13 protein-coding genes and 1 pseudogene are annotated in these 16,589 nt (G+C 57.0%); 5 read left to right on the top strand and 9 right to left on the bottom strand.

Annotated features, from left to right (window positions below):
* Positions 1-119: 119 nt before the first annotated feature.
* Genes Q1A63_RS24040 through Q1A63_RS24020 form a run of 5 tightly spaced genes read right to left on the bottom strand, consistent with a single transcriptional unit; the run spans position 120 to position 7,795 of the window.
* Positions 120-2,303 carry a phosphotransferase gene (locus Q1A63_RS24040; RefSeq protein WP_298976394.1) on the bottom strand — a complete coding sequence of 728 codons (2,184 nt, stop codon included), beginning with the start codon at positions 2,301-2,303 and terminating at the stop codon, positions 120-122.
* A complete protein-coding gene (locus tag Q1A63_RS24035; protein ID WP_298976393.1) occupies positions 2,284-4,131 on the bottom strand; it encodes an ABC transporter ATP-binding protein in 1,848 nt (615 codons plus the stop codon). The genes Q1A63_RS24040 and Q1A63_RS24035 overlap by 20 nt, the downstream gene beginning before the upstream one ends.
* Positions 4,131-5,297 (bottom strand): glycosyltransferase family 4 protein, encoded by a 1,167-nt coding sequence (locus Q1A63_RS24030; protein ID WP_298976391.1) that lies wholly within the window; start codon positions 5,295-5,297, stop codon positions 4,131-4,133. The genes Q1A63_RS24035 and Q1A63_RS24030 overlap by 1 nt, the downstream gene beginning before the upstream one ends.
* Complete coding sequence (locus Q1A63_RS24025; RefSeq protein WP_298976389.1) at positions 5,294-6,529, bottom strand: glycosyltransferase; 1,236 nt, start codon at positions 6,527-6,529, stop codon at positions 5,294-5,296. The genes Q1A63_RS24030 and Q1A63_RS24025 overlap by 4 nt, the downstream gene beginning before the upstream one ends.
* 18 nt (positions 6,530-6,547) lie before the next feature.
* The gene (locus tag Q1A63_RS24020; protein WP_299632641.1) at positions 6,548-7,795 is read right to left on the bottom strand and encodes a glycosyltransferase; all 1,248 of its coding nucleotides are present in this window, start codon (positions 7,793-7,795) and stop codon (positions 6,548-6,550) included.
* A gap of 529 nt (positions 7,796-8,324) precedes the next feature.
* Here Q1A63_RS24020 and Q1A63_RS25705 point away from each other — a divergent pair.
* Positions 8,325-8,588 carry a hypothetical protein gene (locus tag Q1A63_RS25705; protein WP_366524397.1) on the top strand — a complete coding sequence of 88 codons (264 nt, stop codon included), beginning with the start codon at positions 8,325-8,327 and terminating at the stop codon, positions 8,586-8,588.
* 128 nt (positions 8,589-8,716) lie between these two features.
* On the opposite strand, the gene Q1A63_RS24015 is transcribed toward Q1A63_RS25705, so the two are convergent.
* Both Q1A63_RS24015 and Q1A63_RS24010 read right to left on the bottom strand, forming a co-directional pair.
* Positions 8,717-9,535, bottom strand: coding sequence for a DUF2189 domain-containing protein (locus Q1A63_RS24015; protein WP_299632640.1), 819 nt, complete (start codon positions 9,533-9,535; stop codon positions 8,717-8,719).
* A gap of 935 nt (positions 9,536-10,470) precedes the next feature.
* Entirely contained in the window at positions 10,471-11,217 is a 747-nt protein-coding gene (locus tag Q1A63_RS24010; RefSeq protein ID WP_299409750.1) for a DNA alkylation repair protein, read from the bottom strand.
* A gap of 51 nt (positions 11,218-11,268) precedes the next feature.
* On the opposite strand from Q1A63_RS24010, the pseudogene Q1A63_RS24005 reads away from it, so the two are divergent.
* Positions 11,269-11,470 (top strand): annotated as a pseudogene (locus tag Q1A63_RS24005) (hypothetical protein); the annotation flags it as partial.
* A gap of 476 nt (positions 11,471-11,946) precedes the next feature.
* Here the strand turns inward: Q1A63_RS24005 and Q1A63_RS24000 are convergent.
* Complete coding sequence (locus Q1A63_RS24000) at positions 11,947-12,288, bottom strand: hypothetical protein (protein ID WP_299632639.1); 342 nt, start codon at positions 12,286-12,288, stop codon at positions 11,947-11,949.
* A 13-nt stretch (positions 12,289-12,301) separates the two neighbouring features.
* Between Q1A63_RS24000 and Q1A63_RS23995 the strand changes: the two genes are divergently transcribed.
* Positions 12,302-13,726 (top strand): hypothetical protein, encoded by a 1,425-nt coding sequence (locus tag Q1A63_RS23995; protein WP_298976384.1) that lies wholly within the window; start codon positions 12,302-12,304, stop codon positions 13,724-13,726.
* A 539-nt stretch (positions 13,727-14,265) separates the two neighbouring features.
* On the opposite strand, the gene Q1A63_RS23990 is transcribed toward Q1A63_RS23995, so the two are convergent.
* On the bottom strand, positions 14,266-15,063 hold the full coding sequence (locus Q1A63_RS23990; protein ID WP_298976476.1) for a hypothetical protein: 798 nt from the start codon (positions 15,061-15,063) through the stop codon (positions 14,266-14,268).
* 87 nt (positions 15,064-15,150) lie between these two features.
* Here Q1A63_RS23990 and Q1A63_RS23985 point away from each other — a divergent pair, with 87 nt between their 5' ends.
* Both Q1A63_RS23985 and Q1A63_RS23980 read left to right on the top strand, forming a co-directional pair.
* On the top strand, positions 15,151-16,017 hold the full coding sequence (locus Q1A63_RS23985; protein ID WP_298976382.1) for a LysR family transcriptional regulator: 867 nt from the start codon (positions 15,151-15,153) through the stop codon (positions 16,015-16,017).
* A 200-nt stretch (positions 16,018-16,217) separates the two neighbouring features.
* On the top strand, positions 16,218-16,529 hold the full coding sequence (locus Q1A63_RS23980; RefSeq protein WP_298976380.1) for a transposase: 312 nt from the start codon (positions 16,218-16,220) through the stop codon (positions 16,527-16,529).
* Positions 16,530-16,589 lie beyond the last annotated feature (60 nt).

The following is a 16,589-nucleotide window of genomic DNA, read 5'->3' as shown; positions in this document are numbered from 1 at the left end:
CGATGCGTTGTAAAATAGGCGTTAACTGGCTGCCGGGCGGGCGCTGCATTCGCTCAAGAACATCGTTGGAGACTGCTTTAATGAACAGAGGTTTTCAGGATGTCGGCGAACCTGCGCTATCAAAGCTGAGCCAGCAGTGTTTCACCTTCCTCAAGCAGAAGCTTGGTTATGTGCTTTCGATCCTTGAAGCGCCGCGAAATATGGATGTGACGCAGAAGCGATATGGTTCTGAACACCCTGATACGGTGTTGGCAAAGGTCTGGCCCGGTGCTTTGATACCCGCGCAGGAAAGCCGCCTCCAACCTCTTGGACGCGTCTGATGATCCGGTGGTCCGCATCGCATATTCGGTTAGATGGGCAAGGAAATTGCCGACATCGATGGCAGGGTCACCCAGTGCCACAAGATCGAGGTCGACAACCCAGACCTGATCCACATCTACAATGACCTGATCGGGATAGAAGTCCCGATGGATACAGGTGAGATCTTGATTGGGGAGGGCGTCCAGTAGCACCTCGGCCTGTGTCACCAGCGCTTGCAGCCGCGGTCGCCAGCGGGGCATTGCTTCACCGGCCTTGCCAAGCGCGGCGGTCAAAACGTCCAGTTCCTGCGCCTGAGTCCAACGCCGGGTGGGCAGGACACCGCACCCATGCAGATGCCCCAGGGCGGCGCCGGTCCGAACGAAGGGATCTGTTTGAGGATCGTCCTGCAGATCACGCAGGCATGTGCCCGGCACCTCTTCCATAAACCACATGTTCCAGTCGTTGGGCAGATCGATCACGCGGGGCACGCCAACCGGCCCGTGTCCGTCCAGACCCGCGGTCCGGAAAGCGGTATGCAGGGCTGGAGTCTGCGCACCTTGGCCCCGACTGCGCATCTTGCCCAGGAGCGTTTGGGTTGTGTCATCACCCGTCTGACATTCATATCGGACCATCGCGCGCTTGCCGGGTTTGTGCCGGTAAAGCGTCGGTGGTGCTGTCAGGATGAGGCCCGCTTGCTGCTTGAGCAGCGCTCCGGCAGCGTCTCTGTCGAGCGCATCCGCCAGATGCGGGAGAGCTGGATCGGTGAGCGATATCAGAGGCTTGGCGAGCCGGGCCTCGATGTCATTCATCAACGCGCAAACCTGCCCTTGCCACCCAAGCGTCTGCGTCCGAAAGGGCTCGGTCAGCAGCAAGGCGAGATGGCAGATGTGCTGGAGCGGGTAGCTTGCGGGGAGCAGGCGCTGTTCTTGGTACCCCTCCAGAAAGGCCGCCCTCAGGGCCTTCGCGGTGTTGCCATCACACAGCCCGGCCAGTTCCTGCATATCCAGCCGCGCCAGAAAACTGCCAATGTCGCGGCCCTGATCCCCGGTGGCGGCCCTGTCCCAATCGATGATGCTGACACCGTTCGCACCATGCACAATCTGATCGGCGCTGAAATCGCCGTGGATGAGCCCGCTTGTTGTTGGCTGTTTCAAAAGCGCTTTTGTCAATTTCCATGCGAGCACGCTCAGGCGGCTGGCATGGTGCGGCAGAATCTTTGACAGGTCTGCCGTCACATCTTTGAGGGCACGTATCTCCGAAGATCTGGGCAAATCTGGCAGCTTGAGCGATGTGAGATGGTGTTTGGCAAGCAGCTGTCCTGCCTTCCTGTAAAGTGCAGGGTCAGCCTTACCATTTGTCAGGCAAAGAGCGGCCCCCGGAATCCAGTCGCAAGCCACAGCACCACGCTTGGGGTCGGTCGCGATGACCTTTGGACCGCCCAGCATCATCGCTGCTTCCGCCCCGCGCTTGGCGGCATCAAAGGCACCGAGGGATTGAATTTTCAGGATCGCCTGCCGCCCGCTGGCATGATCGACGACCTGCGCCACAAGGCGGCGGTTCGGCTTGTACCGCAGGATGTTCAGCTTTGGCGCTGTAAACGATGGATCCATGATTTTTGTCAGGACCTTGGCGCTTCTGTCCGGGTCCAGAAGTTTCGCTAGTGTTTTGAGTTTCCGGTCGCGCTGGGGCGGAATGAAGGCCACACAAATGTCGTCCAGCAAAGCGACCGGCCAGGGACCAGAGCGCCAATGCTTTCGCCCTTTGATCTCTTGAAAACGGTCTTCTGGATAGGCCTTGGCGCAGAGCCATGACTCCTCTCCGCGCGCGTCCGTGACGCACAGCCCCGCGACACAGCTGACACCGGGTTTGTATCGCAGATAGGTGCGCGTGACCTTGGCAGCACCTAACTCTCGCGCCAGTGCCGCCTCATCCAGCAACAGCTGAAGGCCCGGCAGAGATTCGTCGTCTCGGGCGAGCTCAAAGCTACTCGGCTGCAAGGACATGGCCATCTCCGCTCAACTGGTTCCAGAGTTTTGCATAAGGTCCGTTTTGCTGGATCAGATCGGCATGGGTGCCGTCTTCGGCGATATCGCCCCCATCAAGGCACAGCACCCGGTCTGCCTTGGTCGCCAACCGCAGATCGTGGGTGATCAGCAGCGTCGTGCGATCCTTTGCCAACCGCCAGATCGCCTGCGACACGGCGGCCTCGTTGGTGTTGTCCAGACCGACCGTTGGTTCATCCAGGATCAGGATGGGGCTTGTCCGCAGGCAGGCACGGGCCAGCGCGATGCGCTGCCGCTGGCCGGCCGACAGTGAACCGCCGCGTTCGGTCAGTTCGGTGTCATAACCCTGCGGCAGAGCCATGATGAAGTCATGTGCGTTGGCCAGCCGGGCAGCCGCCATAATGGCGCCCTCGTCAACCTGCCGTCCGGCCCCTAGCATCAGATTATCCCGCACACTGGCGCGAAACAGCAACGTCTCTTGCGGCACGAAGCTGATCTGGCGCCGCAGGCTCGCAAGCTTCAGATTGCGCAGATCGGTGCCATCGATGGCGATTTCCCCGCGCGTGGGATCGTAAAGGCGCAGCAACAGGCTGACGAACGTGGATTTGCCCGCGCCAGACGCGCCGGTGATCACAACGCTCTGGCCCGGCTCAATCACGGTCGAGACGTTGTTCAAGACGGGTGCGGCATCGGCCTCATAGCCAAAGGTCAGGTTCGTCAGGGTGATCCGCCCGTCGGTGATCGTCGCCGGTTTCGCGTCTGCCTTGCTGGCAATGGTGACGGGGGCGTCCAGCAATTCGATCACCCGTTCACCGCCCGCCGTGGCCTTGGCCAGTCGGGCGGCGTATTTGGCGTAGTCTCGCACCGGTCGGAACATGTTTTTCAGATAGGTGATGAAGACCAGCAGATCGCCGGGGGTCATCCGAGCGTCCAGCACGAACAGCGTGCCGAAATACAGGATCAGCGCGGTTGAAACCGCGACAAGCACATCAACCAGACGTTCCAGACCCGCGGCCAGCCGCTTGGCCTTGACGCCTTCTTTCATGCTCTTTTCGTTATCACCCGCGAAATCGTCCGCGACCTCCTCCTCGATCCCCAGCGCCTGCACGGTGCGCATGGCGGTCATCATCTCGGCGGCAGTGGCGGCCATTTCACCCTGGTTGCGGCGCTGTTTGCGGCTGACGGTCTGAATCTTCTTGCCCATGCGCAGCGAACTGAGCCACAGCAACGGCAGTGGTAGCAGAGCGATCAGGGTCAATTCCCAGTTGATGACCAGCATGACGCTGACCATGCCGAAGAGGATCAGCGTATTCACCGCCAGGGGCAGCGCTGCGGTCACAGCCGTTTCTTTCAGGATGCCAACATCGCTGATCAGGCGCATGGTCACATCGCCGGTTTTCGACTTTGCATGGAAGGCCATGGGCAAGGACAGCAAGTGTCGAAACAGGTCCCCGCGTACACGTGTGAGCACCCGGTTGCCGGCAAGCGCGAAGGCGATGGTGGCGGTGTATTCGCATAGAGCTCTAAGCGCGATGATCCCGACAAGGGCGATGGCGCAGCCCAGCAGTAGTGTTTGCAACGGCAGTCCATCCACAAAGGCGATCCCAGATCCCGCCGTCCCGTCGCCAACCTGCACCACCTGGTCGATCACAAATTTCAGCGGCCAGGGCTCCAGCAGCTTTGCGAGAACGGACGCGACAAGGGCAGCGCTGCCCCCGGCCACCAACCCGCGATGGCGCCGCAAATAAGGTGCCATTCGGATCAGGACGCGGCGCAGTCCCGGCAGGGTCTTGCGCAACGAGGTCTGGCGATGGCCGCGTTTGGCCATCAGGCGGCTCCGTCCATGCGTGCTGGCGCAAGACCTGCCCGCAGCAAAACGCGGTCTGCCACATCATCCCATGTCTGCGTGGCCAGAACGCGGGCGCGCGCCGTGTGTCCCATCGCCCGGACCATTCCAGGATCGTTGGCCAATTTGGCCAGTGCCGCGGCGAGAGCCTCCGCGTCGTCGGGCGGCACGCTGAGGCCGGTTTTACCCTCTTCAATCGCATCCGGCAAAGTGCCCACCCGGCTGACCACGGACGGCAGGCCCGCTGCCATATATTCGTAGAGCTTCAGGGGGGAGAAATAGAAAGGATCGCTGCCACGATAGGTGGCAAGCCCCACATGCATCCGGGCCAACCAAGAGGGCACCTGCTCCGCCGGAACAGCGCCTGTAAAATGCACCGCGTCAATGACGCCTGCCGCGTCCGCCTGAACCGTCAGCCTGCGCCGTTCCGGGCCATCACCAACGATCAACAGTTTGGCCGTGGGCATGGTTTGCCGAAGGATTGCGAAGGCGTGGATGATCAGGGACACATCATGCCAGGGTTTGAGCGTTCCCAGAAAGCCCACGCAAAACGCGTCGGCAAACTTGGCCGGGTCGGGAAACCGCGCGGGGTTCACCGCGTTCGGCTCAACCGTGACCCGGTCGGCTGGTGTGCCCATATCTCTTGCGTAGTCTGCGACCTGTGGGCTGACGGCGACGACCTGTTTGGCCGCAGCAAATGCCCGGCACGCCAAAAACAGCGCGTCATCGATCCGCTCAAGCGAACGGTGTCGCGATTGTTCGTCAATCAGCGGCGCATTCACCTCAAGAACGGACGGAATGTGCTGTTTGCGGGCATAGTCCATCGCGGCATGCGCGAAGAGCGCATGACGTTCATAGATCAGATCGAACGGTCCTTGCGCCTCAAGGGTTTGCGCAACATCGCGGTTCAGCGCGATTTGGTCGCGCGCGCGCGCGTCGGCGTCGCCCTTGAGCACTGGCGGCAGCGAGTGCTGTCGGGCTGCTGTCAGATCTTGTGGTGGGACACCCTCCATACGCGGGGAAAACAGCGTGACTTCTGCCCCTTTGGCCAAAAAGGCGCGCACCATTTCCTGCAGGTGAACAGAGGCACCCTTGCACCCGAACACAGGAATGCCCGGATCAGTTGAGACATATGCAATCCGCATCATGCCGCCCCTTTGACCGTGCTTTGCGACGCAATCGCCTTGTCAAATACATCCCGTAGGCGCGCCGCACTTTGCACAATGTCGAATTCCGCTTCGATCAGGGCGCGCGCTCTGGTGGACACGCTGGACCTGAGCGCACGATCATGGGTCATACGGGACAGCGCATCGGCGAGCGCGCTTGGGTCACCCTCCGGCACGCACAGACCTGTTTTCTCGTCGCGCACAAGCTCGGGGATACCTGTGACTGCGGTTGCCACACAGGGCGTGCCAAGTGCCATCGCCTCAAGCAGGACCGTGGGCAGCCCGTCACGGTTGCCATCGCGCCCCACGACGCAGGGGCAGGCGATCACGGCCGCATCCTGCATCGCAGCGATCACCTGCGGCTGCGGCATGGGCCCCGTCATGGTGACCGCGTCCGACAGGTTGCTGGCCGCTATCTGTGCACGCAGGTTCGCCTCTTCTTCCCCCGCGCCGATGATGGTGCAATGCGGGGACTCTCCGCGCTCACGCATCAGGGAAATGGCCTCCAGCAAGATGTGAAAGCCCTTCTTTTCCACCAGCCGCCCGACGGCCAATATGCCGGTATCGGCGGGTTTCGGCGGAGCATAGCCAAAGCGCGTCAGATCGATGCCATTATAGATGCGGCGCACGTTATCGGCATGGTAGGTCCTGCGCAGATGGTCGAGGTTGTATTCCGATACCGTCACAACAGTGGCCGCGTCCCGAAGCTTGAGGTCCAGCCGCGTCGGGTCGTCATATTCGTGATAGATATCCTTGGCATGCGCCGTGAAACTATAGGTGATCCCGGCGATGGCACCCGCGATCCGGGCGACGGTGGTAGCAGCTGTGCCGAAGTGCGCGTGCAAATGGGTGATCCCCCTTTCCTTGCAGGCCAGTGCCAGAATGATGGCCTGGGCGATATCATTTGCCTCTGCATGCTCCATACTGCTTAGGGGCATGACGCTATGGGGAAATTCCGCCTCGACCGCACGGATCAGGCTCCAGAATTCTTGCGGATGCCGCAGCTTGGTCGGGATATGGGTCACAGGGGCGCGGACGCGGGAAATCTGGTCCTGAAAATGGGTTTCCGCGACCGCGCGCAGGGCAAATACCTCAAGGGACAGGCCCGCCGCCTCATGAGCAAGGATTTCATTCACCACGAAGGTTTCGGAAAAGCGTGGATATCGTTTGCAGACATAGGCAATTTTTTTGCCGGAAAGAGAGGGATGTAGCATCTGTTTTCTTTCTAATGACTATGCGGCGAGCGGACCCGACTGGGCCTTTGCCGGGGTGAGCGCCTGCGTGGCGAAATCCTTGAAACGGGAGAGACCGTCCAGATCAAGACGGCCCGCGACAGCACCCGCTGCGGTCTCGCGGGCCATCCAGCGGGTCAGGGCGGCAGGGGTCAGATCGTCGGGGGCGATCATGTCGATCAGACCGCGCGCGGCGAGCGGTTCGGCCCGCAGGATCTGTTCGCGTCGCGGGGCGACACGTGGCACAATCAAGGCTGGGCGTCTCAGCGACAGGACCTCGCAAATGGTATTATAGCCACCCATCGCGATGATCCGCGCGGCGTTCTGCATCAGGCCCATCGGTTCGGACAAGAAGTCGACAACACTCACCTCTGGGTGCGATTTGGCCAGTTGTGCAATGTCTGCACGGCTTTGGGCATCCAGCTGGGTTCCGGTGATCAGGATGCCCCGATGCCCGTCTGGCAGACGCGCCTGAAGGAAAGCCCTGCAGAGGGGAACACCGTCACGCCCCCCGCCAACGGTGCAGAGCACATAAGGCCGATCATCGTCGCCAATCACCTGGCGCTGGGACGCCTCCGCCTGCGCCGCGACGGGCGCAATGTCGCGCTGCAGATATCCGGTGAACCGGGCCTTGGCGCTGATCAGATCGCCAAGCTGATATTCGTCGATCAGATTGTAGAAGTTTGGGTCGCCATAGATCCAGATGTCAGAATAATAGGCTGAGATCGCCTCGAAATTGCACTGCCGTAACCATTGGCGACGCACCTTGTCGCGCGTATCAATGACATCGCGCAGACCCAGAACGACACGCGCATCCGTTTTACGGGCGAGCCAGGACAGAGTTGGCTCCAACTCCCCCTGCGCGCCCCGCGGGACATTGTCGACGATTATCAGATCCGGGCGGAACCCTTTGACAGCGGCATGGATCATCCGGGCCCGCATATCGGCCAAATGGCGCAGATCGATAGACAGCTTGCGCGACCGGTAGCTGCCATCGCTCTGCTTGGCGTAGGCGGGCAGGGTGATCAGATCGACGCCATCTGGAATATCAAACGCCCCTGCCTCATGCATGCCGGCGATCAGTAGGACATCTGGGGGACATGGCAGCGACTTCAGAGCGCGGGCCAGCAAAAGGTTACGGCGCAAATGACCGAAGCCGAGGGTGTCATGAGAATACAAAGCGACGCGGGGGGCGCTGTTCGCAGGGCGCGGGCTCAATTGGTCAAGCGAGGTGTCATGTATCATCATCCGATCGCTCCTTCTGACGGCGCCGCACAATGCGGGTGCCCTTCCTGAAGAAGTTAAAGGTCGATGTCTGCGGGTGTCATAAAACTGTGATTAAAGTGTCATGAAGCGTTTGTGAAAATTAGATGACAGCGGGTGATTATCTGATTTCCCCCGACGAATTGAGTTGCCAGCCGCTTTCTGCAATCCGCTGGTTTGGCGCGCGATGAACACTATCCTGCCACCCATTTACAAGCTTCCGATCCGTTATGGAATGAAGCAGAAGCTCTTACTGCGCACGCACGATAACCGGAAGATATTGGATCTCGACCGCTGGATTTAGGAGAGCGCGTCAGAAACCGACTGCGGACAACCCCAGGCCGATTAGAATTGGCCCAGCGACCGAGCAACGGATGATCGCACCTTCGTACGAGCACTTCTGGGTACTTATTCTTGAGCCAGAACCAATGATCGAAGGGCCTTCGAATGACCTGAAAGTAGAAGGTATTCAAGCCGAGCAGCTTTGCAATGGGTTGGGCGTCTTTAGCAGGCTGTGCGCGACGACCGGGAGGGCGAAATCCCGAGACCTGATTTTTGCACAGCAAGCGCCACATCCTTCGTCATGGGGTCGCAAGAAAGCAGATTTACCAAACAGGCGCTCGAACGGTTTAAGAGTGCGCGCTTCAAAGCAACCGACGCCTATGACCGGATGGGCATGCGCCTTGGAGGATCGACCCGGCCCCGCCCCGCAGGGAGGATGGGACCTCTGACACACTCGGTCCGGTTGTTCCTGCCATCTTCAGGATCCGCGATGTAAACCTGTCGCCGTTTGCTGCCGGTGCTCAATTCGATACGACCAAGGACTTGCTCTCCGACGACTGAAAACCGAGCTCTACTTTCCTGCGGACAAAAACACGCAGCTACTCGAGGGGAGTGATGGATTGATCACCCCTCCGCTGGTTGCACGGCCCGCTGATAGAGATGCCATGTTGTGTGGCCAAGAATCGGCAGGGTGAAGATCAGGCCCAGAAACGCCGGAGCCAGCGACAACAGCATGGTGACCGAGATGATCGCCGCCCAGGTGAGCATCACCACGGGGTTTTCCGTGACGACGCGAACAGATGTTATCATGGCAGAAACGAAATTGGTTTCCCGATCGAGCAACAGGGGCATGGCGACGACGGTCACCGAGAACAGTACAGCCGACAGGAGTGCGCCGACGCAGGCGCCAATGGCAAGGAAGGTCCAGCCCTGTGGTGTGAAGAACACGGTGTTCAAAAATCCATCGAAATCAGAGAAGGATGAATCCTGCAGGACGATCACCAGTACGGTTCGGAACTGATACACCCACACCCAAAAAATGAACAGCGTGACAAAGGCCATCCAGCCCATTTCGCGCTTGCGTTGATTGGCCATGACGGTGAGGATTTCAGGCCAGCCGAAACTTTCTCCCCTCTGCAACCGACGGGACATTTCATAAAGCCCGGCGGCGGCGAAGGGTGCTACCAGCGGAAAGCCGACGACGGCGGGAATGATCATCCAGATCTTTTCGAGCCAGACCAGGCACCAAACAAACAGGATTCCGAAAATCGCATAGAACAGGCCGAAGAAGCCGCTCATGAAGGGGCGCGCCAGAAAGTCCGAAAATCCGGCCTTCAGCGACGCGGTGATATCATGCGCGGTCACCTTATTGACCTTGGGCATGGCTCCCTGCGGCGGCGTCAGATTTTCCGGTGGTTTGGAACCTGCGGTCTTGGACATCATGACACACTCCTCCCAAAGCATGGCACCGCGATGGTCCGTTTGCCAAAGACCCAGCGGTGAAACAGACATCCCTCCTACGCATACAAGTTTGCATCAGGTGAGGCATAAGGGCAAGGGCGGAGTATGGCAGCTAAGTCCAGCATTGCATGAGTTCGACCAGTTCTAACCTTTGCGACTGCAGCGAATGGTTGGTTTGACGGAGCACCTCAGCGACAGTTGCGTCAGGCGAACGGTAGGAAGCCGACGTTCAATTCCGATAATTTACAAGCCACCAAAGAAGCTCCCATTCCGCACCGCAAAAACTTGCCCACTTGAAAAGCTAGGCGCTCATAGGCATGCCTGAGTCCAATCCAATCACGTTAAAGTCTTGCAGTCTTTCCAAATGGGGTCGCCGTGTAGGGCAAACAGCGGAAACGTAAATGCTCAGATTTCTAATTCATGTCTTACAACCACCGTCCCGCGATGAATGGAAGACGTCTTGGCAAGGCATAGCTGTGGGCGGCGCTTTCGCACTACTATTGCTCGCTGGTACATTGGCTGAAGAAGAATCTAGATCCTTCGTCTGGTACGCAATTGACGGTCTTTTTCTCTATTTGATCACCTTCTTGGGCGTTATCGCTAATCGTATCGCACGTAGCGAAAGAAAAAAATGAGCAACTTGTAGAGGTACAGCTTGGCTCGAAAGCAGTCATTGGCTCCTATTCTTTCAAATCCCATCCCTGTGATTTGCAGTGTCACTCTGAGGCTCTCATTGCCGCCTCACGGCCTCGAAACCCTTCTGGCAAGACATTGTTTTTGCTCTTTAATTTAACTTGCCCTTCTTGCTGATAGCCTCATAACTGATTGTCGCATGCGGTTTTTCCAATGCTGCGACCTAATGTTTCAGGCGGCGTGGATGTCTGCTATTCGGCGTTGTAGAGCGTCAAATGCGTTTACTAAATGAGTCGATTGAAAACGGCTTGGCGTTCCTCACCTTTGATATCGCGCAATGCGTAAAGCGTAATTGTACTGCTTACACCTTTGTTCCGTAGGCCGACGACATAGCTTAACAATTCTTCCTTATCCCACCGCATAAGGTCTCGCAGGCACCAGCCTACGCCAGTCTGTACCAGATGTTCCCGGTCGTTGATCAGAGAGTCACAGTTCGCCAGCGCCACATCCTTGTACAATCTTGACTTGGCAACCTTGCGGGTGAAGATGACGACACTTGCCCGTCGTAGCCAGGGATCATTGTCGTTGTTCCAAGATCTCAGCAGGTTAATCAGTTCAGCATCATGGGCCTGCAGAATCAGCCTCAGAAGTGACCCGGTATACGCATCGATCTTGCTCCACCCATGAAGACCTCTGATCAATTCTTCTAAAAGACCAAATTGGTTGGGTGAAAAATAGTCCGACACCTGTTCAAGCAACGCCAGTGCGACAGTCTTTTGTTCGCCGTATCCGGAGCAGATAAGACGCTTGGCCAACTCAATCTTCTGTTCTACGTCCAAAAGTGCAAAGTCAGTTTTGAGATCAGTTATTTCCCGCTTCATTTCCGGGGCTCTGACGCCATATCCGAGGTAACGTGGGTCAGGCTCGTTGGCATCCGCAGCGTAAGGCGAAGCTTCACCTAAAGCGCTAAGCCTAGAAGCTATGATGTGATGCAGCTCATCAATGACCGGGTCGCGCTCCAGCTTCTCCATGGGAAAATACTATACTGGACATTTGCGTCCAGCAAGCAAACGGCGGGAAAGTTCGCCTTCTTCATGGTCATCATCGCCGCTTTCATCGGGACGCAGGATTTGGGGGCAGGAGTTGTAACGCACGCTGGCCGGAACGGACCTAGGCAAGAACTTCGTGCTGGGAATTTGTGTCTCGCTGATGGCTTTGACATTCGACCTGACGATCCTGAAGTGGGCATCGGATCGCAAGAAAGCTCTGGGGTTGGGCGATTAGAAGTGTGAGTTGTGTGATTCGGCTAGTAAGCGATGGCACGTAAGAATTACTGGCTTTTGCGCTTGCAGATGGTGCAACTGCCTATGAACCGCGTCGTGTTTGGCGAAGGCTGATTGGTTTAGACTGCAGGCGAGTATCAAATTGGCGTATTTTGCCTTATGTATTCTGGGCTTACCTTGTTGAAAAACCCTGACGACGGACATGATCAAATACGTTTCAAACGATGCTTGAATAGCACTTGTCTCGAGTTGCACCAAACACGCCGTCGACCACGCCATTCTTAAACCAAACAAGTACATACCAACTCCCAACTTCCCCAAGGTTGGCGGGAAAGGACCGTTTCTGGGCAGAACACAATACAGTCCCAGAACTCTGAGTTACTTTTGTGCTGCAAATGCAAATGTCGGCATTAACGGTCCAAAGTCGACCTTGAGCACAGTCCTCAAATTCTACACGTGCAGCCCGCGTTGTCGACATTAGCTGCGCGCGCGCAATCTTGATGTCGTCTGGAAGCCGCACCATGGGACGGAGCGGCCGGTCGCTACGGCCAGGCAATGGTCCGCTTTGTCAATCGCAATCGGCGTTGGTGCTGACCCCCAAGAGGCATCCAATATTGGAGCTTTCGCAAAATTGATCCAGTCCAAGGCGACCAAAGTCACGAAAAAGGTGAGAAGGCAGAGCGCAAGAGCCTGATTGCACCAGAAATGGTTGATCACGGATTCGTTACCGCTTGGCTGAAACTTTTCTGGTGCTGCATTCGATACTTGGTTGATCCGGAAAGAACATTTGTTCGGATTGTCCGGGTCGATTGTAAACAAGAGGATATTAGTTATGACTGAAGCATTTATTCCACCGCGGCGCATCAATCCCAGTGAAATTACCGTCCTAGAGGAGCGGCGCGCGACGAACCCGACCGATCCATCCCCGTCCGATTTTGCCTCCCGAGTCGCCATGGCCGATGCGGCGGGACTCTTGGCACAGGTGCGTATGCTTGCGGAACTCGAGCCCGATCTGATCGAGAGCGATCCGCAGATGGCTCTACTCGCCAAAATGAAGGCCGAGGACCTGCAATACGTTTCCCAAGACATCAAGGAAATCGCCCCTGCAATGCGCGAATCCTTCAACGCCTTCGCAGTGAACTGGCCGGAGCTTCCAGCCTATTGGCCGCCAAGTTTCGTTTCGTTGTTCTCTGAACTCTACACGGATGCACTGCACATCTCAGGGCTGACGATTCCGTGGAGGTCGACCGTGAACACCATTGTAACGCCCGATCGGCGAGGCCTGACATGGATCGAGGACCGTGACTATTCTGCTCATGTGTTCTTCGTAATTGAGGCTCGGCTTCCGGGAATGGAAGAACCCTTCGCCCAACTGATCCGGCGGCAAAACGCCGGGGCTGTGAAGCTCTATAGCGATGGGCAAGACTATACATTTACACGGGTCAACGGTGAATTCCCGGGCAAGTTGGACCCAATCCTGCATTCCGACCGGCATAAGTCTTTTCCAAAAGAGGTCGCGAAAGGCACCTTCCACCGCTTCACGCATATTGCCGGGTACGATCCACTGGCGGTGGCAAAATCCGGAGAAGTTCTGTCAAAGGATGAAATCAAGGCGCAACGCCAGCAATATGTCAACGATGATGATCGCTCAAAGGGTCTGAAGACCCTGGCCCTGTTGGGCAATCACATCCATGAGGATCTGCGCTACTATCTGGTCGATGCCTTTCTTGTCCTTGAGCCAATACCGGCGGGCGCGACGAAAACACCGTTCGTGAGCCGCGTCGCCATGTCTCAGATCGAGAATAAGGCCAAGGCGTTAGCAGGAAAGTTGGCGGATACAGTGCTTAAGAATCTGCTCGGTCCGGTGGGTGGCGCTGCCTCGGCGCTGGGGAAGGCGTTCATCAATGAATTGACCAAGGAATTGAAGGCAAACGACGCCCCGGTCTCCAGCATTTTGACGATCCCACTCAATCAACGTGGTTTGAATGGCAAGGCGGTCAGTACAAACGAGACCGAGATTCCGATCGAGAATGAGACCCCACACTCAAAGTTCGACTCTCCCATCGGCACAACTCCCGAGCTCTGGGCCTACGGGTCCGGCAGGAACGATGTGGTGTTTGAACAGGATGAGTCGAGTTTGATTGCGATCGGTGCCCTCAAGCGTGCTCAGAAGAAGATGGAGACGCATTTCGATATATGTCCGTCCGTGCGGCTGATGATCAGGCGAGGTAAGTTGGAGGGGTCCACTCCGAAATAGCTGATCGCAGCGGCACTGAGTGTCGCATACATCAGTGATGGGAATTCTCCTGCTATTCTTTCTGGGCCTTGGGCTGCATGTTCAGTTCCGATTGAAACAGGGGCAACCGTTCTGTCTGGAGAATTGGTTGTTATAGTTTTCAGCAATGCCCGTTTCGGGAACCGAAGCGGGCATTGCTTGCAAGATTAGAGGCCACCGCCTGATATGAGTTCCCGCCATGATCAGTGAGGAGTGAAGTAGACATCGGAAGGAGGTAGATCGATCTGATAAGAACGGTTGGGACGCAGGTTCGTCTGCCAACCCCGCAATTGATATTGGAGACGATCCGCCACCGAAAACCATCGTGAGACGCGAGCCCCGCGACCATCTTGATCGGATTTTGCGCATCTAACGGGCTCGGCCCAAACCGGACACCTGCCAATATGCTACTCGCCGCAGCGCTGCTTCTCCATAGCGGACTTTGATCATGCGCTTAAGCAGCAAAGAAAAATGGAGCCCGGCAATCCATGGCCGGGCTCCTATGACTTTCGCTGTAGGAATTACTTGATCGCCAGAATGTCAAAGTTTCTCACATTGGCGACGACTCCGTCTTCCCATCCCCCTTTGACCAGGTCAGAGGCCTGCGCCTTCAGAAGACCTGCGACCTCACCGGCGAAGTGGGTTTCGCGGCCTGAGTTGTCGGCGAAGATGTCGTAGATTGCGAAGTTGTTTTCGTCGATCTGAAGGGCCACCCAGAACAAGGTCTTCGGTTCTGTTTCAGCGACAATTGGACCTGCTGCGGTCAACAGCGCTGCCAATTCGCCAGCTTTGCCTGGCGCGGCCTCGATAGAGATATATGTGGCTGTGGTCGCGCTGTAGAGATCAACCGGTGCCTTCGCCGACAGCACGTTCGAGGTGTTGATGTTGGCGACAACGCCCGCGTCCCAGCCTCCAGCGACAAGAGCGTCGGCGTTCTCGTTCAGCGCATCTGCGACAACGCCTGAGAAGTGCGTGTTGCGTGCCCCTTCATCTACAAAGACGTCGAAGATGGCCAGCGTGTCGTTGTCTTGCAGGGCGAACCAAAGTTCGGTTCCTGGCTCGGTTTCTTTCACCAAGGGGGCCGCACTAACAAGAAACTCGGCGAAAGCTTCGATTTGCCCATCTGCGGCCGGCATGGCGATGTAACTTGCCGTGTAGTTGTCCATGACGTTTTCCTGTGCGTGAGAAGTTGTTGTTGTTGCGATCAACGCGATTGCGGTCAGTCTGCTAAGGATTTGCGTTTTCATTGGTCGTCTCCTGGCTTTGAGTTCTTCCGAGCTTGTTTCGATGCGCTCTTTTCCCACGACCAATGTCTTCATCTCCAATCCCGAGATTCTATTTTACGATAGCCAGAAGCTATGGTTAGAAGTGGGCTTTAGAGGGTGAAGCGTGAAAGGGTGTGAAAAATGGAGATGAACCAGGTTCGCTATTTCCTTGCGGTTTGCGAACACCGGAACTTCACGCATGCTGCGAGTGCGTCCAACGTGTCGCAACCGTCGCTCACGACTGCGATAAAGAAACTTGAGGTTGAACTTGGCGGTGCGTTGTTCATTCGGGATCGCGCAGGTTGTCGCCTCACTCCGCTGGGTCAGCTTGTAAAACCGCGGTTGGAAAGGGTTCAGTCAGAAACGCGCGAGGCCAAGGCCGAAGCCGTGAGACACACAAGACTGGAGCGTGTTCCCATAGGCATCGGCGTTGGAGAAACGATAGGTAACAGCAAGATCGCGGCTGCGGTGGAAAGGTTTCGGGTACGTCTGCCGCAGGCGGAGATCGAATTGATTGTCGGCACGACTGACGACCTGCTCGCACAGCTTCGCGAGGGCCAATTGGATGTCGTTGTGGTCGCGGCAGTCGTAAGTCCGGAACTATATAGAATAGACCATCTCTATAGTGAGGAATACCGGGTGGTGGTCGAGAAAGGTCATGATCTAAGCAAATTAAGCGCCGTAACTCTTGGCGATCTGGCGAAAACAACAATGTTGGATCGACCAAACTGCGAGATGCGGGACACTCTTCATTCGACCTGTTCTGACCTCGGACATTCGCTTTACGCCTCCTATCGCTCCAACCGTGTCGATTGGCTTATTGATTTGGCACGCCAAGGCTCTGGTGCCGTCATACTACCTGAAACAGCGATCCCAGCCGATGCTGCGCTGAAGACTATGCCGATCAAAGACATGGACATTCAAAGAGATGTCGTAGCGCTCAGATACCGACATCAATCGGGGCGACCAGAAACTAGTGAACTCGTGAAAGAGATGTCGCGAGGTTAGCCGGCCCCAACCGGACATTGATCGACTCTCGGCAATGCTGCTGCCGAAGCCCGCATTGCCGACATTCGCCGCAACCGCAAGATCAGGTGGTGAGCAAATTCACACAATGCGGGACAAAGCATGGGTAATCGGGCTGACCAGGTTGATGGGTCAGGTTCTTGATATGGTTGCAGAGGTTTCTGCAATTTGAGGAGAACGAAATGGATTACTATGTTGGTTTGTGCGTGTCACTTCGGTCGGTCGCAGCTTGCGCCATAGACGCGAATGGCAAGCGCATCTTCGAGCGGTCTGTGGCGTGTGAGAAAGAGGATATTCAGGCCTGTCTGCGCGATGTGCCGCTTGGGCGGTGTCTCGTGGGATTTGAGTCTGGTGCCATGAAACAGCACCTTTTCTTTGGGCTCAAGAAAGCTGGTTTCGATGTCGTTTGCAAGGAAGCGCGCCAGGTGAATGCCGCGCTGTCGGCGATGCGCAACAAGACCGACAAGACAGACGCCTGTGTCCTTCCCCCCTAGAACTGAGCCATTACATTGGCCGCGAGAGGGGTACGGGACATGGCGAGGAAGCGACATTCA

The sequence above is a fragment of the uncultured Roseobacter sp. genome (assembly GCF_947499265.1).
Classification (GTDB): domain Bacteria; phylum Pseudomonadota; class Alphaproteobacteria; order Rhodobacterales; family Rhodobacteraceae; genus Roseobacter.
This window is presented reverse-complemented; position numbering and strand designations above follow the sequence as displayed.

Coding starts and splice junctions, on each gene's coding strand:
- Q1A63_RS24040 (WP_298976394.1), bottom strand. CDS start 2,303: ATGTCCTTGCAGCCGAGTAGCTTTGAGCTCGCCCGAGACGACGAATCT.
- Q1A63_RS24035 (WP_298976393.1), bottom strand. CDS start 4,131: ATGGCCAAACGCGGCCATCGCCAGACCTCGTTGCGCAAGACCCTGCCG.
- Q1A63_RS24030 (WP_298976391.1), bottom strand. CDS start 5,297: ATGATGCGGATTGCATATGTCTCAACTGATCCGGGCATTCCTGTGTTC.
- Q1A63_RS24025 (WP_298976389.1), bottom strand. CDS start 6,529: ATGCTACATCCCTCTCTTTCCGGCAAAAAAATTGCCTATGTCTGCAAA.
- Q1A63_RS24020 (WP_299632641.1), bottom strand. CDS start 7,795: ATGATGATACATGACACCTCGCTTGACCAATTGAGCCCGCGCCCTGCG.
- Q1A63_RS24015 (WP_299632640.1), bottom strand. CDS start 9,535: ATGATGTCCAAGACCGCAGGTTCCAAACCACCGGAAAATCTGACGCCG.
- Q1A63_RS24010 (WP_299409750.1), bottom strand. CDS start 11,217: ATGGAGAAGCTGGAGCGCGACCCGGTCATTGATGAGCTGCATCACATC.
- Q1A63_RS23995 (WP_298976384.1), top strand. CDS start 12,302: ATGACTGAAGCATTTATTCCACCGCGGCGCATCAATCCCAGTGAAATT.
- Q1A63_RS23990 (WP_298976476.1), bottom strand. CDS start 15,063: ATGAAGACATTGGTCGTGGGAAAAGAGCGCATCGAAACAAGCTCGGAA.
- Q1A63_RS23985 (WP_298976382.1), top strand. CDS start 15,151: ATGGAGATGAACCAGGTTCGCTATTTCCTTGCGGTTTGCGAACACCGG.
- Q1A63_RS23980 (WP_298976380.1), top strand. CDS start 16,218: ATGGATTACTATGTTGGTTTGTGCGTGTCACTTCGGTCGGTCGCAGCT.